This is a genomic window from Streptomyces sp. NPDC007264 (assembly GCF_042869095.1).
Classification (GTDB): Bacteria; Actinomycetota; Actinomycetes; order Streptomycetales; family Streptomycetaceae; genus Streptomyces.
In genome coordinates this window covers 103323-128973 of the sequence record NZ_JBIAFD010000007.1, presented here as the reverse complement: position 1 = coordinate 128973, position 25651 = coordinate 103323, and the positions used below count along the sequence as shown (strand labels likewise).

The window sequence follows — 25651 nt, the reverse complement described above, 5'->3', positions numbered from 1 at the left end:
GGGGCACCGCGCGCCCTCTTCCCTGCCGTCCCACCGAGCCGCGGGAGGCCGACAGGTGTCGAGCGCAGCCGAGCAGGAGGCAGTGCAGCAGGGGCGGGCGGACGAGGGACGGTCCGCGCATCCGGCCGCCGTGCTGAACGGCAGCCGACGCCCGGTGCCGGCCGTGCCCGTGTGGCCGGGCGCGCCCACCCCGCTCGGGGCGCGCTTCCACACGGGCCCGGACGGTGCCGTGGGCACCAACTTCGCGCTGTGGGCGGGCGGCGCGGAGGCCGTCGACCTGTGTCTGTTCGACGGGCGCGGCGCCGGGAGCCGCGAGACGCGGGTGCGGCTGACCGAACTGACCCACGAGATCTGGCACGGCTTCGTGCCGGGGGTGCTGCCGGGGCAGCGGTACGGCTATCGGGTGCACGGCCGCTGGGACCCGTGGACCGGCGCCCGCTGGAACCCGGCGAAGCTGCTCCTCGACCCGTACGCACGTGCCGTGGACGGGGACTTCGCCCTGCCGCCGGAGGTGTACGGGCACGTACGGGACTGGCCGGACCAGCGGGTGGCGGACACGGTGCGCGACGACCGGGACTCGGCGCCGTTCGTCCCCAAGGGCGTGGTCGTGCACGACGACGACGACTGGGCCGACGACCACCGCCCGAAGACGCCCTGGGCGGACTCGGTGATCTACGAGCTGCACGTGCGCGGTTTCACCCGGCGGCACCCGGGCGTCCCCGAGGAACTGCGCGGCACGTACGCGGGCCTCGCGCACCCGGCGGCGATCGAGCACCTGCTGGCGCTGGGGGTGACCGCGGTGGAGCTGCTGCCGGTGCACCAGTTCGCGCACGAGGACCATCTGCTCGCGCGGGGCCTGCGCAACTACTGGGGCTACAACTCGATCGGCTATTTCGCGCCGCACGCCGCCTACGCGTCCGGCGGCACGACCGGCCAGCAGGTCGGCGAGTTCAAGCGGATGGTACGGGCGCTGCACGCGGCCGGCATCGAGGTGATCCTGGACGTCGTCTACAACCACACCGCCGAGGCGGGCGAGCTGGGCCCCACGCTGTCGCTGAAGGGGATCGACAACCGCGGCTACTACCGCCTGCAGTCGGACGCGCGCCGGTACACGGACTACACGGGCTGCGGCAACACGCTGCACGTGGTCCAGCCGCAGGTGCTGCGGCTGATCACCGACTCACTGCGCTACTGGGTGACGGAGATGGGCGTGGACGGCTTCCGCTTCGACCTGGCGGCCGCGCTGGCGCGGTCGATGCACGACGTCGACATGCTGTCCCCGTTCCTCGCGGTGATCGCCCAGGACCCGGTGCTGCGCCGGGTGAAGCTGATCGCGGAGCCGTGGGACGTGGGCTCGGGCGGCTACCAGGTCGGCGCCTTCCCGCCGTTGTGGACGGAGTGGAACGACCGCTACCGGGGCGCCGTGCGGGACTTCTGGCGCGGGGCGCTGCCGGACGTGCGGGACCTGGGGTACCGCCTGTCCGGTTCGAGCGACCTGTACGCGTGGGGCGGCCGGCGGCCGTACGCCTCCGTCAACTTCGTGACGGCGCACGACGGTTTCACGCTGCGCGACCTGGTGTCGTACGCGCACAAGCACAACGAGGCCAACGGGGAGGGCAACCGCGACGGGTCCGACGACAACCGCTCGTGGAACTGCGGAGCGGAGGGCGAGACCGACGACGAGCGGGTACGGGCGCTGCGCCGCCGCCAGATACGCAACCTGCTGACCACCCTGCTGTTGTCGACGGGCGTGCCGATGCTGGTGGCGGGCGACGAGATGGGCCGTACCCAGCGCGGCAACAACAACGCCTACTGCCAGGACAACGAGACCGGCTGGGTGGACTGGAGCCTGCTCGAGGAGCCGGGCTGGCGCGCGCTGTTCGACCTCACCGCCCGTCTGGTCGGGCTGCGCCACCGCCACCCGGTGCTGCGCCGCCGGGCGTTCTTCTCCGGCCGTGCCCACTCCGCGGACGGTCTGCGGGACCTGGCGTGGTTCACGGCCCGCGGAACGGAGATGACGGAAGGCGACTGGTACGCGCCGGCGGCGAGCCTGGGCATGTATCTGTCCGGCCGCGACATACCGGGCCGCGACCGTCGGGGCGCGGCGGTGGTGGACGACAGCTTCCTCGCGGTCCTGCACGCCGGGGACCGCCCGGCGGACTTCGTGCTGCCGGGTCCGCCGTGGGCGCGACGGTACGAACTGGTCGTGGACACGTCCCGCGAGGAGCAGGCGCAGCCGCCGGGCACACCGCACCGGGCGGGGGCGGCGGTGACGGTGCCGGCGCGGTCGGTGCTGCTGCTGAGGGTGGCGGACTGACGACCGTTCGGCTGACGGTGCCGTGGGACTCCGCAGGCCGGTCGGTGGCCCGGTGGCGCTGGAGGCGCAGGTCGTAGGACTCACGGCGGATCCAGGTCCGGCCAAAACTCGGTGGGCACTGTCAGTGCCGATCCGTAGGCTCGCTGCTGATGTCGACGACACGTGCACCCGCCAAGGACCGCTCCGCCGTCCGCACCCTGCTGCGCCTGTGGCCGTACGTGCGCCCGGTGCGCGTGCGGTTGTCGGCCGCCGCATTCGTCGCGGTCGTGGCGTCGTGCACCGGCCTGGTGATCCCGCTGGTCCTGAAGTGGATGGTGGACGGTCCGGTGGCGGACCGGGATCCGGCCGGCGTGTGGCTCGGCGCGCTGTACCTGCTGCTGCTCGGCGTCGCCGAGGCGGTGCTGTTCGGGATACGGCGTCGGCTGGTGGCGCGGCCGCTGGCGCGGGTCGAGGCGGACATGCGGGCGGATCTGTACCGGCATCTGCAGCGGCTTCCGGTCGCCTTCCACGACCGTTGGGCGTCCGGGCAGTTGCTGTCCCGCGGCACCACCGACCTGATGCTGCTGCGGATGTTCCTCGCCTTCCCGTTGACCTTCCTGCTGGTCAACGGGGTGACCATCCTCGTCGGCGTGCTGATCCTGCTGGGGCAGGACCGGACGCTCGGGCTGGTGCTCCTGGGACCGGCCGTCCCGGTGATGGTCACCTGCGCGATCTTCGAAAAGCGCTATGCCCGGGTCGCCCGGCTCGCGCAGGACCAGGTCGGTGACCTGACGACGGTCGTCGAGGAGAGCGTGCTCGGCATCCGCGTCGTCAAGGGCTTCGGACGGCACCGGAGCCAGGCGCTCGCCTTCCGGGAGCTGTCGGGCACGCTGCGCGGCACCGAGCTGCGCAAGGCCCGGCTGCTGGCGGCGATCTGGGCCGTCATCATCACGCTGCCGGAACTGGCCATCGGTGCGGCGCTGGTGCTGGGGACGGTGCGGGTGGCGGACGGCGACCTGTCCGCGGGGACCCTGGTGGCGTTCCTGTCCACGGCGCTGGCGCTGCGGTGGCCCGTCGACTCGATCGGCTTCCTGCTGGCGATGAGCCAGGAGGCGGCCACGGCGACGGAGCGGTACTTCGAGGTGCTGGACGCGGAGCCGGAGGCGGAGACCGCTCCCGCCGTCCGGCCGGCCGCCTCCGGGGACCGGGGCCTCCGCTTCCACGCCGTGCGGTTCCGCTACCCCGACGCTCCCCCCGGCTCCGCGCCCGTCCTGGACCACATCGACCTGCACGTCCGCCCCGGCGAGTCCATGGCGCTCGTCGGAGCGACCGGGAGCGGCAAGACCACCCTGACCGCCCTCATCCCCCGACTGCACGAGGTGACGTCCGGCCGCATCACGCTGGACGGCGAGGACATCACGGCGATGACCCGCGCGGAGCTGCGCGCCAAGGTGGCCGTCGCCTTCGAGGAGCCCACCCTCTTCTCCACCGGGGTCGGCGACAACGTTCTCATGGGGGCCCCGGCCACCGCGGGCGCGCCCGAGCTGGAGCGCGCCCTCGCCGTCGCGCAGGCCGACTTCGTGCACAGGCTCCCCGAGGGCGCGGACACCCGGGTCGGTGAGCAGGGCCTGAGTCTCTCCGGCGGGCAGCGGCAGCGGCTCGCGCTCGCCCGGGCCGTCGTCGGCCGGCCCGGGTTCCTGGTGCTGGACGACCCGCTGTCCGCCCTCGACGTCCACACGGAGGCCGCTGTCGAGGCCGCCCTGCGGCAGGTCCTCGCCGGGACCACGGCCCTGATCGTGGCGCACCGCCCGTCCACCGTCCTGCTCGCCGACCGGGTCGCCCTCCTGGCGGGCGGCCGTATCGCCGCGGTCGGCACCCACCAGGAACTGCTGCGCACGAACGCCGAGTACGCCCATCTGATGTCCGGGTCCGGGGAACAGGAGGACGAGCGATGACGGCGCCGACGACACCTTCGGCCACCGCGCGGAGCACCGACGACGACCCGGAGGTCCCCCGCCCCCAGGACGGCGACGCCTTCGACCGCGACGTCCTGCCCGTCCAGCCCGGCGCGACGGCCGCGCTCCTGCGCTCCCTGCTCGCCCCGATGAAGGGGCGCGTCGCCGTCACGACGCTTCTGCTGCTGCTCCAGCAGGCGGCCGTCCAGGCGGGCCCGCTGCTGGTGGCGTACGCCATCGACGACGCCGTGCCGGCCTTCCGCGGCCACGACCACGGCCCGCTGATCGCGGTGGCCGCGGGCTGTCTGCTGTGCGCGCTGGCCTCCGGCGGGCTCCAGTACGCGTTCATCGTCGCCTCCGCCCGCGTCAACCAGGACGTGCTCCTCGACCTGCGCGGGCGCATCTTCCGCCATGCGCAGGCGCTGAGCATCGACTTCCACGAGCGCTACACCTCCGGCCGCCTGATCTCCCGCTCCACGACGGATGTCGAGTCGCTGCGCGAGTTGCTCAGCGAGGGCCTGCAGGAACTGATCACGGTCATCCTGTCGTTCGTCTACATCGCGGCGATGCTGCTCTGGCTGGACGCGGGGCTCGGCGCCGTCGCGGTGGCGTCCTTCGTGCCGCTGTACCTGCTGGTGCGGAACTACCGGCGGCGTGCCGAGCGGGTGTACCGGCTGCGGTCCACGGCGATCGCCGCGGTCATCGTGAAGTTCGTGGAGACGATGAACGGCATCCGCCCGGTGCGCGCCTTCCGCCGCGAGGAGGCCAACGACGCCGACTTCCGCGTCCTCAACGCGCGGCACGGACGGACCAACGGGGACGCGCTGCTGGAGATGGCCCGCTATGTCACCGGCTCCCGGCTGGTGGCCAACACGGCGGTGGCCGGGATCGTGCTGTGGGGCGCGTACCGGGTGGCGGACGGCTCGCTGGCCCTCGGGGTGCTGGCGGCCTCGGTGCTGTACCTGCGACGCCTGTACGACCCGATCGACCGGCTCGGCATGTTCCTCAACTCCTACCAGTCGGCGTCGGCCTCGCTGGAGAAGATCGCGGGGCTGCTGGCCCAGACGCCGTCGGTGCCCGAGCCGTCGGTGCCGCGGCGCCTTCCGGCGCTCCGGGGCGAGCTGCCGGGCCGCGAGGTCGTGTTCGAGGACGTCCGGTTCACCTACCGCACGGGCGGGGAGGTGCTGCCCCGCTTCTCGCTGACGCTCCCGGCCGGGCAGACGGTGGCCGTGGTCGGCGCGACGGGCGCCGGCAAGTCGACGCTCGCGAAGCTGCTGGCCCGCTTCTACGACCCTTCCGCGGGCCGGGTCCTGCTGGACGGGGTGGACCTGCGCGACCTCGCCCTGCCCGACCTGCGGCGCGGGGTGGTGATGGTGACGCAGGAGGCGTTCCTGTTCTCCGGCACGGTCGCCGAGAACATCGCCATCGGCCGCCCGGACGCGACCCGCGAGGAGATCGAGCGGGCCGCGAAGTCGATCGGCGCCCACGACTTCATCAGCGCGCTGCCCGACGGCTACGACACGGACGTCCGCAAGCGCGGCGGCCGGATCTCCGCCGGGCAGCGCCAGCTGGTGGCGTTCGCACGGGCGTTGCTGGCCGACCCGGCGGTGCTGATCCTCGACGAGGCGACCAGTTCCCTGGACGTCCCCGGGGAACGGGCGGTGCAGCGGGCGATGGTGACGGTGCTGCGCGGCCGTACGGCGGTGGTGATCGCGCACCGGCTGTCGACGGTGGCCATCGCCGACCGGGTGCTGGTCATGGAGGGCGGCCGCGTCGTCGAGGACGGCAGTCCGGCCGAACTGATCGCGGGGGCCGGACGGTTCGCCGACCTGCACCGGGCCTGGCGGGACAGCCTGGCCTGAGGAAGACGGGGAGACGGGGAGACGGGGACGGATGATCGACGCGTACGAGGATCCCGGGACGCCCGACTGCCACGGCGGTGCCCGGTACCTGTGGTGGCTGGTGACCCGGCAGCCGGGCCGGTGTGCGGCCGGGGCGCTGCTCGGCAGCACGTGGATGGTGCTGCTGGCCGCGACCCCGTACCTGATGTCCCGCGCGGTCGACGAGGGGCTGGAGCCGGGCGACATGGGCGCGCTGGCCGGGTGGACCACCGCCTTGTTCGCGGTCGGCTCGTTCAACGCCTGGCTGAGCATCATGCGGCACCGCACGATGACCCGGGTGCGGATGGACGCCAACTTCCGCACGGTCAAGGTCGTCGTCGGACAGGCGGTCCGGCTGGGCGCGGCGCTGCCCGCCCGGGCCGGGGCCGGCGAGGTGGTCACCATCGGGGTGGGCGACGTGCAGACGATCAGCCAGTCCCTGACCGTCGTCGGCCCCGGCATCGGCGCGGTCGTCGCCTACCTGGTGGTCGCCGGGCTGCTGCTGTCGGTCTCCGGGCAGCTCGCCGCGGTGGTGCTGCTCGGGCTGCCGCTGATCGCGCTGCTCGTCGGGCCGCTGATGGGACGGCTGCAGGGGACGGAGTCGGAGTACCGCGAACGGCAGGGCGCGCTGACCGCGCGGATCGGCGACCTCGCGGCCGGTCTGCGCGTCCTCAACGGCCTCGGCGGCAAGGAGCTGTTCGCCGACGCCTTCCGCCGGGACTCGCAGCGGCTGCGGGAGCAGGGGTACCGGGTGGGGGCGGTGACCAGTTGGATCCAGGCACTCGGCGTGGGGCTGCCCACCCTGTTCCTGGCCGTGGTGACCTGGCTGGCGGCGCGGCTGGCCGCCCGGGGGGACATCACCGTGGGCGAGTTGGTGTCGGTGTACGGCTATGTCGCCGTCCTGGTGGGTCCCGTGGCGTTCTTCATCGAGTTCTGCTACCAGCTCAGCCGGGGCGTGGTCGCGGCCCGTCGCGTCGTGGGGCTGCTGCGGCTGGAACCGGCACCGGCCGGTGGCACCGCGGACCCGCCCGGGGTGGCGTCGGTGCTGCGCGACCCGGAGTCGGGGGCACGGGTGGCGCCGGGGCGGCTGACCGCGCTGGCGGCCACCCGCCCCGGTGACGCCACAGCCGTCGTCGACCGTCTGGGCCGTTACGCCCCGTCGGCGGCGACCTGGGGCGGCGTGCGCCTGGACGAGGTCCTGCTGCCGCAGGTCCGCGCACGGATCCTGGTCGCCGACCACGAGGCGGATCTGTTCGCGGGCACGCTGCGCGAGCTGGTGTGCGGACGCCGGGACCGAGACGACGCTGCCGTCGAGCGGGCGGTGCACGCGGCCGCCGCCGACGACATCGTCCTCGGCCTGCCCGACGGCCTCGACTCGCCGGTCGCCGCCCAGGGCCGCAGTCTGTCGGGCGGTCAGCGGCAGCGGGTACGGCTGGCGCGGGCGCTGCTGGCCGACCCCGAGGTGCTGCTGGCCGTCGAGCCCACCTCGGCGCTCGACGCGCACACCGAGGCGACGGTGGCCGACCGGCTGCGCGCGGCCCGCGACGGCCGCACCACCCTCGTCACCACCACCTCCCCCCTCGTGCTCGACCGCGCGGACACCGTGCTCTACCTGGTCGACGGCAAGGTGACGGCCACCGGCAGCCACCGCGAACTCCTCGGCCGCGAGCCGGGGTACCGGGCGTTGGTGGCCCGGGACAGCGAGACGTCCGCCGCCGAGGAGGTCGTGGGATGACGCGGTCCGGGGACCATCTGCCCGTCGCCGAGCGCGCCGACGTGCGGCGGGCCACCGTGCGGCTGGTACGGGCCGACGGGCGTGCCTTCGGCGTGGTCCTCGCCCTGAACGCGGCGGCCGCGGGCGTGGGGCTGGCCGGGCCGTGGCTGGTGGGGCGGATCGTCGACGAGGTCCGGGCCGGGCACGGCGTCGGCGCCGTGGACCGGCTGGCGCTCGGCATCCTGCTGTGCTCGCTGGCCCAGTTGCTGCTGGCGCGCTGGGCCCGGTACGTGGGGCACCGCTTCGGGGAGCGGACGCTGGCGCGGGTGCGCGAGCAGTTCGTCGACCGGGCCCTCGCACTGCCCTCGTCCGTCGCCGAGCGGGCGGGCGCCGGCGATCTGACGGCACGCGGCACCGCCGACGTGGCCACCGTCGGCACCACGCTGCGCGACACGGGCCCCGAGCTGCTCATCAGCACGGTGCAGGGGCTGTTCCTGCTCGGCGCCGTCTTCGCCCTGAACCCGCTGCTCGGTGCCGTCGGGGTGCTCGGCCTGATCCCGATCTGGTGCGCGCTGCGCTGGTATCTGCGCCGGGCGCGGGACGGCTATCTCGCCGAGGGCGCGGCCACCTCCGAGGTCGCCGAGGTCCTCGCGTCGACCGCCGCCGGTGCCCGTACCGTCGAGGCGTTCCGGCTGGAGGAGCGGCGGATCGCAGCGAGCAGACAGGCGCTGGACGCATCGCGCCGCACCCGGCTGTACACGCTCTGGCTGCGCACCGTGTTCTTCCCGGTGGTGGAGGTGTCGTATCTCGTCCCGGTGGCGGGGGTGCTGCTGGTCGGCGGGGTGCTGCACGCGCGGGGCGCGATGAGCCTGGGCGCGGTGGTGGCGGGTGCGCTGTATCTGCGCCAGTTCGCCGAGCCGCTCGACGAGATCCTGGTGCGTGTCGAGCAGTTGCAGAGCAGCGGCGCCTCCTTCGCCCGGGTGGAGGGGCTCGCCCGGGTGGAAGGGCTCGCCCGGGTGGAGGGCCTCGCCCGGGCACCGCTGGCCGCCTCGGACGGCGGGCCACGATCGCCGGCGGACGACCGGATCGACGTGTCCGGGGTGCGCTACGCCTACGAGCGCGGGGGCGAGGTGCTGCGCGGGGTCGACCTGACCGTGCGGCCCGGGGAGCGGCTGGCGGTGGTCGGCCCCTCCGGAGCCGGCAAGACCACCCTGAGCCGGCTGCTGGCCGGAATCGACGCCCCGAGCGCGGGTTCGGTGACGGTGGGCGGGGTGCCGATCGCCGGCCTGGGCCCGGAGCGGCTGCGCCGCCAGGTCGTCCTGGTCACCCAGGAGCACCATGTGTTTCTGGGCACGGTGCGCGACAACCTGCGGATCGCCGAGCCGTCGGCCGCGGACGAGGAGCTGTGGGCGGCCCTCACCGCCGTGGGCGCCGCCGCATGGGTGCGCGAGCTGCCGGACGGGCTGGACACCCCGCTGGGCACGGACGGCAACCGCACCGACGGCTCGCAGGCCCAGCAACTCGCCCTGGCCCGGGTGGTGCTGGCAGACCCGCACACCCTGATCCTCGACGAGGCGACGGCGCTGCTCGACCCGACGACCGCCCGCCGCACCGAGCGCGCGCTGGCCGCCGTCCTGGAAGGCCGGACGGTCATCGCCATCGCCCACCGCCTGCACACCGCGCACGACGCGGACCGGGTGGCGGTGATGGAGGACGGCCGGCTCACCGAACTCGGGCCCCACGACCGCCTGGTGGCGGCGGACGGGGCGTACGCGGCGCTGTGGCGCTCGTGGCACGGCGCACGTCCGCCGGCCGGTTGAGCGGACCTGGGCCCGGCGTGGCGGGGGTGTGCTCCGGGAGCCCCGGCCCCTCCCCCGGCCCCGTCCCCGGCCCCGCCCGGGTGACTCGCCCCTGAACGGTTCGTATATCGAACATGACTATCCGGGCAACGAACCATTTCCGGCCAAGTTGTTGATGCGGTCCTGACAACGCCACCGCCCTCTGCGACGCTTCCCACGGCCCCGTCGCAGCAGCCCCACAGCACCACCGCTGCGTCGTACGGCCCGTGACCTCGATGCATCTGGTTCCGCGTTCCGCCTGTTCTGCCCGGACGGCCGACCATCCGTCCGGTCTCCCCTGGCCGCGCGACCCGCGGCCACGCAGAAGGAGTCAGTGTTGAGCAGCAGTTCCTCTCGCAGACGCACCCCCCACACCCCTTCCCGCCGCGCCGCCGCCGTCGCCCTCGTCGGCGTCTCGGCCCTGCTCGCCGCCGCCGTCCAGGCGGGCGCCGCGAGCGCCGCCCCGGCCGGTCCCGCCGCCGGGAAGATCAACCCCGCCCACACGGCCCTGAAGCTCTCCCCCTCGCAGCGCGCCGAACTGCTGCGCGACGCCACCGCGGCGCGGGCGGGCACCGCCCGGTCGATCGGACTCGGCGCCCAGGAGAAGCTGGTGGTCCGCGACGTCGTCAAGGACGCCGACGGCACCCTCCACACCCGCTACGAGCGCACCTACGCCGGACTCCCGGTCCTCGGCGGCGATCTGGTCGTCGACACCTCCAAGTCCGGGAACACCCAGCGGGTCGTCAAGGCCACCCGGGCGACCATCAAGGTGGCCTCGCTCAAGCCGCAGATCACCGCCACGAAGGCCGAGAAGCAGGCCGTGCAGGCCGCGCAGGCCGCGGGCTCGAAGAAGACCGCCGCGGACCGTGCGCCCCGCAAGGTGATCTGGGCGGCGAGCGGCAAGCCGGTCCTCGCCTACGAGACGGTCGTCGGCGGACTGCAGGACGACGGCACCCCCAACGAGCTGCACGTCATCACCGACGCCGCCACCGGCAAGGAGCTCTTCCGCCACCAGGGCATCGAGACGGGCGTCGGCAACACCCAGTACAGCGGCCAGGTCACGCTGACCACCACGCAGTCGGGCTCGACGTACACGCTGAACGACGGCTCGCGCGGCGGCCACAAGACCTACAACCTCAACCACGGCTCGTCCGGCACCGGCACGCTGTTCTCCCAGTCGAGCGACACCTGGGGCAACGGCACCACCTCGAACGCCGCGACCGCGGGCGCCGACGCCCACTACGGCGCCGCCGTGACCTGGGACTTCTACAAGAACACCTTCGGCCGCAGCGGCATCAAGAACGACGGCGTCGCGGCCTACTCCCGGGTCCACTACGGCAACTCGTACGTGAACGCGTTCTGGGACGACAGCTGCTTCTGCATGACCTACGGCGACGGCTCCGGCAACGCCGACCCGCTGACCTCGCTGGACGTGGCCGGTCACGAGATGAGCCACGGCGTCACCTCCAACACCGCCGGCCTCGACTACAGCGGTGAGTCCGGCGGCCTCAACGAGGCCACCTCGGACATCTTCGGCACCGGCGTCGAGTTCTACGCGGCCAACAGCTCCGACGTCGGTGACTACCTCATCGGCGAGAAGATCGACATCAACGGCGACGGCACCCCGCTGCGCTACATGGACCAGCCCAGCAAGGACGGCGGCTCCGCCGACTACTGGTCCTCCGACGTGGGCAACCTCGACGTGCACTACTCCTCGGGCGTGGCGAACCACTTCTTCTACCTCCTGTCGGAGGGCAGCGGTTCCAAGACCATCAACGGGGTCACCTACAACTCCCCGACGTACGACGGCCTGCCGGTCACCGGCATCGGGCGCGACAAGGCGCTACAGATCTGGTACCGGGCGCTCACCACCAAGTTCACCTCGACCACGGACTACGCCGGGGCGCGCACCGGCACGCTCGCGGCGGCGGGTGAGCTGTACGGCACGTCGAGCGCCGAGTACACGGCCGTGCAGGACGCATGGGCGGGCGTCGCGGTCGGCACACGCCCCGGCGGCGGCAGCGGCACGTCGTACGACAGCACGACCGCGGTGGCGATTCCGGACAACGGGCCGGCGGTCACCTCGTCGATCACCGTGAGCGACCGCACCGGCAACGCGCCGAGCAACCTCCGGGTCACCCCGAACATCACGCACACCTGGCGTGGCGACCTGGTGATCGACCTGATCGGTCCGTCGGGCACCGCGTACCGGCTCAAGAACTTCAGCTCCTCGGACTCGGCGGACAACGTGACCCAGACCTACACGGTCAACGCCTCCTCCGAACCGGCCAACGGCACCTGGCAGTTGAAGGTCCAGGACCAGGCCTCGTACGACACGGGCACCATCAACGGCTGGACGCTGACGTTCCCGTAGGCCGTACCTGACGGCGCGCCACGGCGCGTCGGCGGCGGGAGTCCGCTCCGGGGGTCCGCCTCCCCCGGAGCGGCCTCCGTGCGCCGCGCGCCGCGCCGGGCTCCGCCGGCGCCCGGCGCCCGGCCGGCGGTCGCTCGGGGCACCCGCCGTTCACTCCATGGACGATTTTCAGCCAAGGTCGTTTTGCCCTCCTGACATGTACGCGTCTGGGATGCCACGCTTCCACCACACGCCTCACCCGCACATCTCACCCGCACCGCAACTTCACACCCTCTTCGTTCGGCCACCCCACGCCGCACGGAAACCCCCACAGAAGGAGCATGCAGTGACTCCCCTCTACGCGCGTCACAAGCGCACCACCCTGGCCATCGCCACCGCCGTCGCCGCCGGAGCCCTGCTCACCACCGGTCTGACCACCGGTGTCGCCTCCGCCCAGACGCCGGCCTCCGCGTCCGGCCAGACCGCGAAGCCGCTCGCCGCCGCCCCCCTCGCGCTGTCCGCGGCCGCGCGCACCTCCCTCATCAAGGACGCCCAGGCGACCGCGTCCGAGACGGCCCGCTCCATAGGCCTCGGCGCCAAGGAGCAGCTGGTGGTCCGCGACGTCGTCAAGGACGCCGACGGCACCCTCCACACCCGCTACGAGCGCACCTACGCCGGACTCCCGGTCCTCGGCGGCGACCTGGTCGTCCACGAGTCGAAGTCCGGCAAGACCCAGGGCGTGACCCGGGCGACGAACGCGTCCATCAAGGTGGCCTCGCTCAAGCCGCAGATCACCGCCACGAAGGCCGAGAAGCAGGCCGTGAAGGCCGCGCAGTCGGCGGGTTCGGCGAAGACGGCGGCCGACAGCGCGCCCCGCAAGGTGATCTGGGCGGGCACCGGCACGCCGGTCCTCGCCTACGAGACGGTCGTCGGCGGCCTGCAGGACGACGGCACCCCCAACGAGCTGCACGTCATCACCGACGCCGCCACCGGCAAGAAGCTGTACGAGTACCAGGGCGTCGAGACCGGCACCGGCAAGACCCTGTACTCGGGCACGGTCACCCTCAACACGACGCTGTCGGGTTCGACCTACCAGCTGTACGACACCACGCGCGGCGGCCACAAGACGTACAACAAGAAGCACGCCAGCAGCTCGAGCACCGGCACCCTCTTCACCGACGCGGACGACGTCTGGGGCACCGGCGCGGCCTCCAGCTCCACCACCGACCAGACCGCGGCCGCCGACGCCGCCTTCGGCGCGCAGGTCACCTGGGACTTCTACAAGAACACCTTCGGCCGCAGCGGCATCAAGAACGACGGCGTCGCGGCCTACTCCCGGGTCCACTACGGCAACCAGTACGTGAACGCGTTCTGGGACGACAGCTGCTTCTGCATGACCTACGGCGACGGCTCCGGCAACAACCACCCGCTGACCTCGCTGGACGTGGCCGGTCACGAGATGAGCCACGGCGTCACCTCCAACACCGCCGGCCTCGACTACAGCGGTGAGTCCGGCGGCCTCAACGAGGCCACCTCGGACATCTTCGGCACCGGCGTCGAGTTCTACGCCAACAACGCCTCCGACCCCGGTGACTACCTCATCGGCGAGAAGATCGACATCAACGGCGACGGCAGCCCGCTGCGCTACATGGACAAGCCCAGCAAGGACGGCGGCTCCGCCGACTACTGGTCCTCCAGCGTGGGCAACCTCGACGTGCACTACTCGTCGGGTGTGGCGAACCACTTCTTCTACCTCCTGTCGGAGGGCAGCGGTTCCAAGACCATCAACGGGGTCACCTACAACTCCCCGACCTACAACGGCTCCACGGTCACCGGCATCGGCCGCGCCAAGGCGCTGCAGATCTGGTACAAGGCGCTGACCACGTACATGACGTCGACGACGAACTACAAGGGCGCCCGCACGGCGACCCTGAGCGCGGCGACGGCGCTGTACGGCTCCGGCAGCGCCGAGTACAACGCGGTGGCGGCGGCCTGGTCCGCGGTCAACGTGGCCTGACGCGCAACGCCCAGGAGGCGGCCCCCGGCGGGAACACCACGCCGGGGGCCGCCCTACGCTTGGGGCCCATGTCCTTCACGTACGAGGAAGTCGGCGCGACCCGGACGGCCGGCCACTGCCCCGAGGGCTTTCGTCCGCTGCACCTGCGCACGCGGATCGGCGAGGGCGAGGGGGTGTTCCGCCGGGCCTCCGAGGCCCTGTCGACCTGGGAGATGCACCGCGCCATGGGCGTCGGCGTCTCTGCCGCCGAGGACAGGGCGGCCCCCGGGGTCGACGTCACCATCACTCTCGGCGGCGTCATCAAGGCCCCCTGCCGTGTCGTCTGGACGGTCGACGAGCCCCGCCGCTCGGGCTGGGCGTACGGCACGCTGCCGGGGCACCCCGAGAGCGGCGAGGAGGCGTTCGTCGTCCATCGCACCGGCGACGGCACGGTCTGGCTGACGATCACGGCCTTCAGCCGCCCGGCCAAGTGGTACACGAGGGCGGGCGGCCCGGCGGCGCGCGGGCTGCAGCACGCGTACGCGCGGCGCTGCGGGGCGGTGTTGCGGCGGCTGTGCGCGGGCCTGTCCGAGGACTGACCCCGGCCGCCCCTCCACCGCGTGCGCCCTGCCGCCGGACCCCGGTCGGCGCATCAGCACACCGGTCAGCGCATCAGCACCCCGGCCGCCTCCGCGATCTCCTCGGACGGCAGCGTCAGCAGTCCCAGCTCCGCGCCGCCGGCCAGCAGCCGGTGCGCGGGCAGGATCCGGACCGTGTAGCCGAACGGGCCGGTGCGGTCCAGCAACAGCGGTCCCTCGTAGACCCAGCGGCCCTCCGGGTCCGGGCCGCCCGCCGGTTTCAGCGCCGTCGCCGTGGCGTCCGCGATGCGGTCCTCGGTGTCGACGCGCCCGGACACCGCCTGGACCTCCACGTCGCCGGGGGCCAGGTCGCCGAGGCCGACGCGGACCCGCAGCGAGAGGGTCGTGCCCAGTTCCGCCGTGGCCGCGGCCGTCGACGTCTCGACGTGGTCGACCGTGACGGCCGGCCACGCCGCCCGCACCCGCGCCTTCCAGGCCGCCAGCTCCCGCGCCGCGTCCGGGGTCATCGCGCGGTGGGCGTGCGCCGCCGGGGTGTACAGGCGCTCCACGTACTCGCGCACCATCCGCCCCGCCGGCACCTTCGGGCCGAGGTGCATGAGGGTCTGCCGGACCATCTCGATCCAGCGGTCCGGCAGCCCGCCCTGGCCGCGCTCGTAGAAGCGCGGTGCCACCCGCTGCTCCAGCAGGTCGTACAGCGCCGCCGCCTCCAGGTCGTCGCGCCGGTCCTCGTCGGTCGCCGTGCCGTCGGCGGTGGGGATCGCCCAGCCGAAGTCCGGCTGGAACCATTCGTCCCACCACCCGTCCAGCACCGACAGGTTGAGCCCGCCGTTGAGCGCCGCCTTCATGCCGCTCGTCCCGCACGCCTCCAGCGGGCGCAGGGGGTTGTTCAGCCATACGTCGCAGCCCGGGTAGAGCTTCTGCGCCATCGCCATGCCGTAGTCCGGGAGGAACACGATCCGGTGCCGCACGCGCGGGTCGTCGGCGAACCGGACCAGCTCCTGGATCAGCCGCTTCCCGCCGTCGTCCGCCGGATGCGCCTTGCCCGCCACCACGATCTGCACCGGGCGCCGCGGGTGCAGCAGCAGTTCCATCAGCCGGTCCTGGTCCCGCAGCATCAACGTCAGCCGCTTGTACGACGGCACCCGGCGGGCGAAGCCGATGGTCAGCACGTCGGGGTCCAGCACCCCGTCGATCCAGCCGAGTTCGGCCGTCCCGGCGCCGCGCTGCCGCCACGACGCGTGCAGCCGCTCCCTCACCTCCAGCACCAGCTGCTCGCGCAGCACCCGGCGCAGGTCCCAGATCTCCTGGTCGGCGATCTCCGCGATCGCGTCCCAGCGTTCCGGCCCGCCGACCGTCATGGCCTCCTCGGTGCGCTCCGCACCGATCTGCCGCGCACCCAGCCGGAACACCTCCGGCGCCATCCAGGTCGGCGCGTGCACACCGTTCGTCACGGACGTGATCGGCACCTCGTCGGGGTCGAAGCCCGGCCACAGGCCCGAGAACATCTCCCGGCTGACGTCGCCGTGCAGCAGGGACACCCCGTTGGCGCGCTGGCCGAGCCTGAGTCCCATCACCGCCATGTTGAAGAGATTCGGTTCGCCGCCGGGGTAGGTCTCCATCCCGAGCCGCAGGATCCGCTCCACCTCGATCCGCGCGAGCTCCGCTTCGGGTCCGAAGTGGCGGGCCACCAGCTCCCGGTCGAAGCGGTCGATGCCCGCCGGGACGGGCGTGTGCGTGGTGAAGACCGTGCCGGCCCGCACCGCCTCCAGGGCTGCGTCGAAGTCCAGTCCGGCGCCGTGCAGTTCGGCGATCCGCTCCAGACCGAGGAAGCCCGCGTGCCCCTCGTTGGTGTGGAACACCTCGGGCTCGGCGTGGCCGGTCAGCCGGCAGTAGGCGCGTACCGCGCGCACCCCGCCGATGCCGAGCAGCATCTCCTGCAGCAGCCGGTGCTCGCTGCCGCCTCCGTACAGCCGGTCGGTGACGCTCCGCCCGCCGAGGTCGTTCTCCTCCACGTCCGAGTCGAGCAGCAGCAGCGGCACCCGGCCCACCTGGGCGAGCCAGATGCGGGCCCGCAGCCGGCGGCCGCCGGGCAGGCCCAGGAAGACCCGGGCGGCGCGGCCGTCGGGCTCGCGCAGGGGCACCAGGGGCAGTTCGTGCGGGTCGAGCACCGGATAGTGCTCCTGCTGCCAGCCGTCCCGTGAGAGGGTCTGCCGGAAGTAGCCGTGCCGGTACAGCAGTCCCACGCCGATCATCGGCACGCCCAGGTCGCTGGCCGCCTTCAGATGGTCCCCGGCGAGGATGCCGAGGCCGCCGGAGTACTGGGGCAGCGCGGCCGTGATGCCGAACTCGGGCGAGAAGTAGGCGATGGCGGCGGGCAGGTCGGAGCGGGGCGAGCGGGACTGGTACCAGCGGTCTCCGTTCATGTAGTCGCTCAGGTCGCCGGCGGCCGCGGCGAGGCGGCGCAGGAAGCGGCGGTCCTCGGCCAGTTCCGCGAGCCGGGCGGGCGCGACGCCCCCGAGCAGCCGCACCGGGTCGCCGCCGGAGGCCGCCCATCGCTCGGGGTCGACGGACTGGAAGAGGTCACGGGTCTCCGCATGCCACGACCAGCGCAGGTTGCGCGCCAGATCGCTCAGCGGGTGAAGGGCTTCGGGGAGGACGGGACGTACGGCGAACCTGCGGATTGCCTTCACGAATTCCACCTTCACGGGGGACGTACGCGGCATGTCACCCCCGACGGTAGCGGCGCGGGCAACCGCGCGGCGACGGCGCGTCGGGGGCGGCCGCCCCCGGGCGGCCGCCCCCGGAACCCGTTCGAGCCCCGCTCGGGCACCGGGCGGACCGCTGCGCGTCACCCGCCGTCGACCGCGGTTCACCGGGCATGCGTAGGCTTGCCGGCCTCCCCCGGGGCGGGGCCGGTCCTTTTCCCCTGTCCGGATCCGGCCGGACTTGAACGTAGACATACGCGCGAGTAGTTAACAAAGTGCCGGAATGCCCACCCGCACCGGGTGGGAAGGCTCCTCCGGTAACCCCGCTGGCCCCACCTTCCGACACCCTCAACCGTCCACCATCGTTGACGCGGACAGGAGCGGTCATGCCCCCGACGCACCACTCGCCTGCACCTACGGCACCCGGCACCGGCACAGCCCCGCGGCGGAAGGCCGATCCCCCCGCCCCGCGGACACCCCCCGAGGGCCCGAGCCGCACGCCGGCCGCCCGGGACACCGGCCCGACCCTCGGGCGCATCCCCGTCCTCGATGTGCGCCCCCTCGTCCACGAGGGCCGCCGCCCGGCCAAGGCGGTGGTGGGCGAGGAGTTCGAGATCTCCGCCACCGTCTTCCGCGAGGGCCACGACGCCGTCGCCGCCAACGTCGTCCTCACGGACCCCCGGGGCCGCCCCGGCCCGTGGACGCCGATGCGCGAGCGGGAACCCGGCACCGACCGCTGGTCCGCCACCGTCTCCCTGCCCGCGGAGGGCCACTGGACCTACACCGTGGAGGGCTGGAGCGATCCGGTCACGACCTGGCGGCGGCAGGCCACGATCAAGATCCCGGCGGGGATCGACACCGAACTGGTCCTGGAGGAGGGCGCGCGACTGTACGAGCGCGCGGCCGCCGGCGTCCCGAAGGGCAAGGGCCGCCGGGGGGTGCTGTTGGCGGCGGCCGGTGTGTTGCGGGACGGGTCCCGGCCGTCGGCGGCGCGGTTGGCGGGGGCGTTGACACCGGAGGTGGATGCGGTGTTGGCGGTGTGGCCGTTGCGGGAGTCGGTGTCGTGGGTGGGGCCGTTTTCGTTGTCGGTGGAGCGGGAGCGGGCGTTGTTCGGGTCGTGGTACGAGTTCTTTCCGCGGTCGGAGGGGACGGTGGAGTGTCCTCATGGGACGTTCCGGTCGGCGGCGCGGCGGTTGCCGGTGATTGCGGGGATGGGTTTCGACGTGGTGTATCTGCCGCCGGTGCATCCGATCGGGACGACGTTTCGCAAGGGTCGTAACAACAGTCTGTCGGCGGGTGCGGGGGATGTGGGGGTGCCGTGGGCGGTGGGGTCGCCCGAGGGTGGTCATGATGCGGTGCATCCGGCGTTGGGGACGATCGAGGATTTCGACTGGTTCGTGGGGCGGGCGGGGGAGTTGGGGTTGGAGGTGGCGCTGGATTTCGCGTTGCAGTGTTCGCCGGATCATCCGTGGGTGGGGAAGCGTCCGGAGTGGTTTCGGCATCGGGTGGACGGGTCGGTGGCGTATGCGGAGAATCCGCCGAAGAAGTACCAGGACATCTATCCGCTGTATTTCGATGCGGACATGGAGGGTCTGGTGGCGGAGTCGTTGCGGGTGTTGCGGTTCTGGATGGGGCACGGGGTGCGGATCTTCCGGGTGGACAATCCGCATACGAAGCCGGTGGTGTTCTGGGAGCGGGTGATCGGGGAGATCGGGCGGTCGGATCCCGATGTGGTTTTTCTGGCGGAGGCGTTCACGCGGCCGGCGATGATGCGGGCGTTGGCGGCGGTGGGGTTCCAGCAGTCGTACACGTATTTCACGTGGCGGAATTCTAAGGAGGAGCTGACGGAGTATCTGACGGAGTTGTCGACGGAGACGGCGGCGTTCATGCGGCCGAATTTCTTTGTGAACACGCCGGACATCCTGCCGGGGTATCTGGTGCACGGTGGGCGGCCGGCGTTCGAGGTGCGGGCGGTGCTGGCGGCGACGATGTCGCCGTCGTGGGGGGTGTATTCGGGGTATGAGCTGTGTGAGAACGTGCCGCTGCGGGAGGGCGGCGAGGAGTATCTGGACTCGGAGAAGTACCAGTTGCGGCCCCGGGACTGGGAGGCGGCGGAGCGGGAGGGGCGCAGCATCGCTCCGCTGATCACGAAGCTCAACGCGATCCGGCGGGCCAGTCCGGCGCTGCGGCAGCTTCGGAATGTGCACTTCCACCATGCCGACAAGGACGAGGTGATCGTCTACTCGAAACGCTCGGGTTCGAACACGGTCGTGGTGGTCGTGAATCTGGATCCCCACCACACCCAGGAGGCGACGGTCTCGTTGGACATGCCGCGGCTCGGCCTGGACCGGCACGAGTCGGTGCCGGTGCGCGACGAGCTCACCGGTGTCACCTACCACTGGGGCAGGGCCAACTATGTACGTCTTTCGCCGGGCGATAGCCCCGCACACGTGCTGACCGTCCTGCGACCGTCCTCACCGCAGATCGGAGGGTCACCCACACGATGATCGTCAACGAGCCCGTCCCGGACACCTTCGAGGACACTCCCGCCGCGGACCGCGATCCGGAGTGGTTCAAGCGCGCCGTCTTCTACGAGGTCCTGGTCAGGTCCTTCCAGGACAGCAACGGCGACGGTGTGGGCGATCTGAAGGGGCTGACGGCGAAGCTGGACTATCTGCAGTGGCTGGGCGTGGACTGCCTGTGGCTGCCGCCGTTCTTCAAGTCGCCGCTGCGTGACGGCGGTTACGACGTGTCCGACTACACGGCGGTGCTGCCGGAGTTCGGGGACCTGGCGGACTTCGTGGAGTTCGTGGACGCCGCCCACCAGCGGGGCATGCGCGTGATCATCGACTTCGTGATGAACCACACCAGCGACCAGCACCCGTGGTTCCAGGAGTCGCGCGCCCATCCCGACGGCCCGTACGGGGACTACTACGTCTGGGCGGACGACGACAAGCAGTTCCAGGACGCGCGGATCATCTTCGTCGACACCGAGGCGTCCAACTGGACCTTCGACCCGGTGCGCAAGCAGTACTACTGGCACCGGTTCTTCTCCCACCAGCCGGACCTCAACTACGAGAACCCGGCCGTCCAGGAGGAGATGATCTCCGCGCTCAGGTTCTGGCTGGACCTGGGCATCGACGGGTTCCGCCTCGACGCGGTGCCCTACCTCTACCAGGCGGAGGGGACGAACTGCGAGAACCTGCCGGCGACGCACGAGTTCCTGAAGCGGGTGCGCAAGGAGATCGACGCGCACTACCCGGACACCGTGCTGCTGGCGGAGGCCAACCAGTGGCCCGAGGACGTGGTCGACTACTTCGGCGACTACGCGGGCGGCGGCGACGAGTGCCACATGGCCTTCCACTTCCCCGTCATGCCCCGCATCTTCATGGCCGTGCGCCGCGAGTCGCGCTACCCCGTCTCGGAGATCCTCGCCAAGACCCCCGCGATCCCCTCCGGCTGCCAGTGGGGCATCTTCCTGCGCAACCACGACGAGCTGACCCTGGAGATGGTCACCGACGACGAACGCGACTACATGTGGGCGGAGTACGCCAAGGACCCCCGCATGCGCGCCAACATCGGCATCCGCCGCCGGCTGGCCCCCCTGCTGGACAACGACCGCAACCAGATCGAACTGTTCACCGCGCTGCTGCTGTCCCTGCCCGGCTCGCCGATCCTCTACTACGGCGACGAGATCGGCATGGGCGACAACATCTGGCTCGGCGACCGCGACGCGGTCCGCACCCCGATGCAGTGGACCCCCGACCGCAACGCGGGCTTCTCCTCCTGCGACCCCGGCCGCCTCTACCTGCCCACGATCATGGACCCGGTCTACGGCTACCAGGTCACCAACGTGGAGGCGTCGATGGCCTCCCCCTCCTCACTGCTGCACTGGACCCGGCGGATGATCGAGATCCGCAAGCAGAACCCGGCCTTCGGCCTGGGCTCCTACACCGAACTGCCCTCCTCCAACCCGGCCGTCCTCGCCTTCGTGCGCGAGGCCCCCGCCACCGCGGACGGCGGGGACGACCTGGTGATGTGCGTGCACAACTTCTCCCGGTTCGCCCAGCCCACCGAGCTGGACCTGGGTGCCTTCAGCGGCCGCCACCCGGTGGAACTCATCGGCCAGGTCCGCTTCCCCGCCATCGGCGAACTGCCCTACCTGCTCACCCTCGCAGGCCACGGCTTCTACTGGTTCCGGCTCCGCAGGAACGCCGCGTAGCACCCCGGGCGGGGCGGTTTCCACCGACCCGCCCGGGGCACGCATCAGTAACACCCCGACTCCGGGGAAAGGACGCACGCCATGTCGGAAGCCGTCACCCGTGCCACCGCGACCCACCCCGGTCTGCTCGCGTCCCTCGATCCGCTGCTGAGGGAGTGGCTGCCACGGCAGCGCTGGTTCGCCGGCAAGGGGCGGCCGGTCACCGGTTTCACGCTGGTGGCGGCCACCGATCTGCTGCCGCCCGACCGCTCGCCGGCCCTGCTCCATCTCCTTCTGCGGGCCCATCAGCCGGACGTCTCCGCGCAGGGCGCCGTGTCGCACCCCGGGGACTGCTACCAGGTGCTGGTGGGCATACGAGAGGCGCTGCCACCGCGGCTGGCACCGGCCCTGATCGGGCATGTGACCCGGGGCCCGCTGGCGGGGCGGAGCGTGTACGACGCGCTGTACGACCCCCGGGCCACCGCCGTGCTCCTCGAGGCGGCCCGCACACGGGCCCGCATCGGCGGGCTCCGCTTCGAGGGGGACGGACGCCAGCGAATACGGGAGGGGCTCGTCCCCCGGCTCATGACCGCGGAGCAGTCCAACTCCTCCATCGTCTATGGAGATACGTTCATCCTGAAGGTGCTGCGGCGCGTCGTTCCCGGCACCAACCCCGACCTGGAACTGCCCCTGGTGCTGTCGCGCGAGGGCTGCCCGCGGGTGCCGGCGCCGGCCGGCTGGCTGCTCGCCGACCTCGGCGGACCCGACGACCGGTATGTGCTGGCCGTGCTGCAGCCGTACGTGCGCGGCGCCACGGACGGCTGGGAGCTGGCGCTGCGCGAGCTGGCCAAGGGCGAGGACTTCACGGCTCAGGCGCGGGCGCTCGGGCGGGCGACGGCCGAGGTGCACACGGCGCTGGCCCGCGCGCTGCCCACGGCCACCCTGGGGCACGCCCGGGCGCGGCTGCTCGCCGACGGCATGGCGCAGCGGCTGGAGACCGCGGCGCAGGCGGTGCCCGCCCTGCGGCCGTACGCGCCGCGGCTGCGCCAGGCGTTCGAGGCGCTGACCGCCCTCGCCGCCGACGGACGCAGTTGGACCGCCCAGCGCATCCACGGCGATCTGCACCTGGGGCAGTGCCTGCGCTCGCCGTCCGGAACGTGGTCGCTGATCGACTTCGAGGGCGAGCCGTCGAAGTCGCTGGCCGAGCGCCGGATGCCGCAGCCGACGGTGCGGGACGTCGCGGGGATGCTCCGTTCCTTCGACTACGCGGCCCACTCGGCCGTGCCGCCCGCCCCGGACTGGGCCGCGGCGTGCCGGGCGGCGTACTGCGCCGGGTACGCGGACGCCGCCGGGCGCGATCCGCGCGCCGAGCCGGTGCTGCTGCGCGCCTACGAGACGGACAAGGCCGTCTACGAGGTCCTGTACGAGGCCCGGCACCGGCCCGACTGGCTGCCGGTGCCGATGGCGGCGGTCCGGCGGCTGGCCGCCGACGCCCTGCCCTGATCCACCACCCTGCCGAGGAGGCCCCGCCCGTGACGCCCCGCCCCCCGTCCGACGACAGCACGAAGAACGACGGCGACGGCCGCGAGAAGACCGCCGCGCGGAAGGCGGCCGCCGGGAAGAAGAAGGCGGCGGCCGGGAAGACGGCGGCGGCCGGGAAGACGGCTGGAACCGGCAGGAAGAAGACGGCGGCGAAGAAGACGGCGGCCGCCGCGGCCGGGAAGACGGCCGGGGCCGGCAGGAAGAAGACGGCGGCGAAGAAGACCGTGGCCGCCGCGGCCGGGAAGAAGAAGACGGCGGCGAAGGCCGGGCCGGCCCGGACCGCGGACGGGAAGGCGCGTCCGAAAGCCGCCGGGAAGGGCGCCGCCGGCCGGGCGGTCCGCTCCCCCGCCGTCGACGCCGGTGACCGTGAGCGGCTGCTCACCGGCACCCACCACGACCCGCACACGGTGCTCGGCGCCCATCCGGAGCCCGGTGGCGTCGCCTTCCGGGCCTTCCGGCCGTACGCACGCTCCGTCACGGTCGTGGCCGGGAACCTGCGGGCGGACCTGCACGACGACGGGGACGGCTTCTTCTCGGGGCTGCTGCCGCTGCGGGACGTCCCGGCCCACCGGCTGCTGGTGGCGTACGAGGACACCGTGCTGGAGACCGAGGACCCGTACCGCTTCCTGCCCACGCTCGGCGAGCTCGACCTGCACCTGATCGGCGAGGGGCGGCACGAGCAGTTGTGGCAGGTCCTCGGCGCGCACCCCATGACGCACCAGGGTGTGTGCGGCACCCGCTTCACGGTCTGGGCGCCCCACGCGCGGGGCGTGCGCGTGGCCGGCGACTTCAACCACTGGGACGGGACCGGCCACGCGATGCGCTCGCTCGGTGCGACCGGTGTGTGGGAGCTGTTCGTGCCCGGCATCGGCGAGGGCGAGCTGTACAAGTTCGAGATCACCCGCCCCGACGGTTCCAGGACCCTGCGCGCCGACCCGATGGCCCGTCGCACGGAGGCCCCTCCGGCGACCGCGTCGGTCGTGACGGAGTCGTCCCACACGTGGCAGGACGGGGAGTGGCTGGCCCGCCGCGGGGACACTCCCGCCCACGAGGCGCCGTTCTCGGTGTACGAGGTGCATCTGCCGTCCTGGCGCCCAGGCCTGAGCTACCGTCAGCTGGCCGACCAACTGCCCGCCTACGTCAGGGATCTGGGCTTCACCCACGTGGAGCTGATGCCCGTCGCCGAGCACCCCTTCGGCGGCTCCTGGGGCTACCAGGTCACCGGCTTCTACGCGCCCACCGCCCGCCTGGGCACCCCCGACGACTTCAGGTACCTCGTCGACGCCCTGCACCGGGCCGGCATCGGCGTACTGATGGACTGGGTGCCGGCGCACTTCCCGCGCGACGCGTGGGCGCTGGCCGAGTTCGACGGCCGTCCCCTGTACGAGCACACGGACCCGCAGCGCGCCGCGCACCCCGACTGGGGAACACTGGAATTCGACTTCGGACGGCGCGAGGTACGCAACTTCCTCGTCGCCAACGCCGTGTACTGGTGCGAGGAGTTCCACATCGACGGCCTGCGGGTGGACGCGGTGGCCTCCATGCTCTACCTCGACTACTCCCGGCAGCCCGGCCGGTGGAGCCCCAACGTGCACGGCGGCCGGGAGAACCTGGACGCGGTGGCGTTCCTCCAGGAGATGAACGCCACCGTCTGCCGCCGCTGCCCCGGGGTGGTCACGATCGCCGAGGAGTCCACGGCCTGGGACGGCGTCACCCGCGCCACCCACCACCGGGGGCCGAGCGGCTTCGGCGGGCTCGGGTTCGGCCTGAAATGGAACATGGGCTGGATGCACGACTCACTGCGCTACATGAGCCACGAGCCGGTGCACCGCAGGTACCACCACGACGAGATGACGTTCTCGATGGTGTACGCCTACAGCGAGAACTACGTCCTGCCCATCTCCCACGACGAGGTCGTCCACGGCAAACGCTCCCTCGTCTCCAAGATGCCCGGCGACTGGTGGCAGCAACGCGCCAACCACCGCGCCTACCTCGGCTACATGTGGGCCCACCCCGGCAAACAACTCCTCTTCATGGGCCAGGAATTCGCCCAGGGGGCCGAATGGTCCGAAGCCCACGGACCCGACTGGTGGCTGCTGGACCCCACCTACCCCGCCGCACCCGACCACCGCCGGGTACGCGACCTCGTCCGCGACCTCAACACCCTCTACCGCCACACCCCCGCCCTGTGGCAACGCGACACCCACCCCAGCGGCTTCCACTGGGTGGTGACCGACGCCGCCGACGACAACGTCCTGGCCTTCCTGCGCCTCGACGCACACGGCACCCCCCTGCTGGCCGTCTGCCACTTCTCCCCGGCCGTCCGCCACGACTACCGCATCGGCGTCCCCGACGACATCACCGCCTGGCACGAGGTCCTCAACACCGACAGCGCCGCCTACGGCGGCAGCGACGTCCGCAACCCCGACCCCCTCGAACCCGAACCCACCCCCTGGCACGGCCACCCCGCCAGCATCCGCCTCACCCTCCCCCCACTCGCCACCCTCTGTCTCCGCCCCGCCTGAGCGGCACGACGGCGACGCGAGGACCGGCGAGGCCGCTGCCCGCGGGG

Annotated in this window: 13 protein-coding genes; 12 read left to right on the top strand and 1 reads right to left on the bottom strand. The window is 72.5% G+C overall.

The window, feature by feature from the left end; all coding sequences use genetic code 11:
- The first annotated feature begins 55 nt into the window (after positions 1-55).
- From glgX to ACFYMU_RS13960, 8 genes are all read left to right on the top strand, one after another.
- Positions 56-2317, top strand: coding sequence for a glycogen debranching protein GlgX (glgX, locus tag ACFYMU_RS13995; protein WP_388372438.1), 2262 nt, complete (start codon positions 56-58; stop codon positions 2315-2317).
- 149 nt (positions 2318-2466) lie between these two features.
- Positions 2467-4251, top strand: coding sequence for an ABC transporter ATP-binding protein (locus ACFYMU_RS13990; RefSeq protein ID WP_388372436.1), 1785 nt, complete (start codon positions 2467-2469; stop codon positions 4249-4251).
- Positions 4248-6113: an ABC transporter ATP-binding protein gene (locus tag ACFYMU_RS13985; RefSeq protein ID WP_388372435.1), complete on the top strand. Its 1866-nt coding sequence runs from the start codon at positions 4248-4250 to the stop codon at positions 6111-6113. The genes ACFYMU_RS13990 and ACFYMU_RS13985 overlap by 4 nt, the downstream gene beginning before the upstream one ends.
- A 31-nt stretch (positions 6114-6144) precedes the next feature.
- Positions 6145-7866: an ABC transporter ATP-binding protein gene (locus ACFYMU_RS13980; RefSeq protein WP_388372433.1), complete on the top strand. Its 1722-nt coding sequence runs from the start codon at positions 6145-6147 to the stop codon at positions 7864-7866.
- Complete coding sequence (locus ACFYMU_RS13975) at positions 7863-9665, top strand: ABC transporter ATP-binding protein (protein ID WP_388372431.1); 1803 nt, start codon at positions 7863-7865, stop codon at positions 9663-9665. Before ACFYMU_RS13980 ends, ACFYMU_RS13975 begins: the two co-directional genes overlap by 4 nt.
- 355 nt (positions 9666-10020) lie before the next feature.
- Complete coding sequence (locus ACFYMU_RS13970; protein ID WP_388372430.1) at positions 10021-12057, top strand: M4 family metallopeptidase; 2037 nt, start codon at positions 10021-10023, stop codon at positions 12055-12057.
- Between the two features lie 325 nt (positions 12058-12382).
- Positions 12383-14053 (top strand): M4 family metallopeptidase, encoded by a 1671-nt coding sequence (locus ACFYMU_RS13965; RefSeq protein ID WP_388372428.1) that lies wholly within the window; start codon positions 12383-12385, stop codon positions 14051-14053.
- A 68-nt stretch (positions 14054-14121) separates the two neighbouring features.
- Positions 14122-14631: a DUF1990 family protein gene (locus ACFYMU_RS13960; RefSeq protein WP_388372427.1), complete on the top strand. Its 510-nt coding sequence runs from the start codon at positions 14122-14124 to the stop codon at positions 14629-14631.
- A 65-nt stretch (positions 14632-14696) separates the two neighbouring features.
- Here ACFYMU_RS13960 and glgP read toward each other — a convergent pair whose 3' ends face one another.
- Positions 14697-17321: an alpha-glucan family phosphorylase gene (glgP, locus tag ACFYMU_RS13955; RefSeq protein ID WP_388372425.1), complete on the bottom strand. Its 2625-nt coding sequence runs from the start codon at positions 17319-17321 to the stop codon at positions 14697-14699.
- A 401-nt stretch (positions 17322-17722) separates the two neighbouring features.
- Here glgP and ACFYMU_RS13950 point away from each other — a divergent pair, with 401 nt between their 5' ends.
- The 4 genes from ACFYMU_RS13950 to glgB all read left to right on the top strand — a co-directional run bounded on the left by ACFYMU_RS13950 (position 17723) and on the right by glgB (position 25604).
- Positions 17723-19843 (top strand): maltotransferase domain-containing protein, encoded by a 2121-nt coding sequence (locus tag ACFYMU_RS13950; RefSeq protein ID WP_388372423.1) that lies wholly within the window; start codon positions 17723-17725, stop codon positions 19841-19843.
- Positions 19840-21558 carry a maltose alpha-D-glucosyltransferase gene (gene treS / locus ACFYMU_RS13945; RefSeq protein WP_388372421.1) on the top strand — a complete coding sequence of 573 codons (1719 nt, stop codon included), beginning with the start codon at positions 19840-19842 and terminating at the stop codon, positions 21556-21558. The genes ACFYMU_RS13950 and treS overlap by 4 nt, the downstream gene beginning before the upstream one ends.
- A gap of 81 nt (positions 21559-21639) precedes the next feature.
- On the top strand, positions 21640-23040 hold the full coding sequence (locus tag ACFYMU_RS13940) for a phosphotransferase (RefSeq protein ID WP_388372419.1): 1401 nt from the start codon (positions 21640-21642) through the stop codon (positions 23038-23040).
- 29 nt (positions 23041-23069) lie between these two features.
- On the top strand, positions 23070-25604 hold the full coding sequence (glgB, locus tag ACFYMU_RS13935; protein WP_388372417.1) for a 1,4-alpha-glucan branching enzyme: 2535 nt from the start codon (positions 23070-23072) through the stop codon (positions 25602-25604).
- Positions 25605-25651 lie beyond the last annotated feature (47 nt).

Bases quoted from the DNA above. Each gene is read 5' to 3' on its own strand.
- ACFYMU_RS13950 (WP_388372423.1), top strand. From the start codon at position 17,723: ATGCCCCCGACGCACCACTCGCCTGCACCTACGGCACCCGGCACCGGC.
- ACFYMU_RS13960 (WP_388372427.1), top strand. From the start codon at position 14,122: ATGTCCTTCACGTACGAGGAAGTCGGCGCGACCCGGACGGCCGGCCAC.
- ACFYMU_RS13990 (WP_388372436.1), top strand. From the start codon at position 2,467: ATGTCGACGACACGTGCACCCGCCAAGGACCGCTCCGCCGTCCGCACC.
- ACFYMU_RS13980 (WP_388372433.1), top strand. From the start codon at position 6,145: ATGATCGACGCGTACGAGGATCCCGGGACGCCCGACTGCCACGGCGGT.
- ACFYMU_RS13985 (WP_388372435.1), top strand. From the start codon at position 4,248: ATGACGGCGCCGACGACACCTTCGGCCACCGCGCGGAGCACCGACGAC.
- ACFYMU_RS13975 (WP_388372431.1), top strand. From the start codon at position 7,863: ATGACGCGGTCCGGGGACCATCTGCCCGTCGCCGAGCGCGCCGACGTG.
- treS (WP_388372421.1), top strand. From the start codon at position 19,840: ATGATCGTCAACGAGCCCGTCCCGGACACCTTCGAGGACACTCCCGCC.
- ACFYMU_RS13940 (WP_388372419.1), top strand. From the start codon at position 21,640: ATGTCGGAAGCCGTCACCCGTGCCACCGCGACCCACCCCGGTCTGCTC.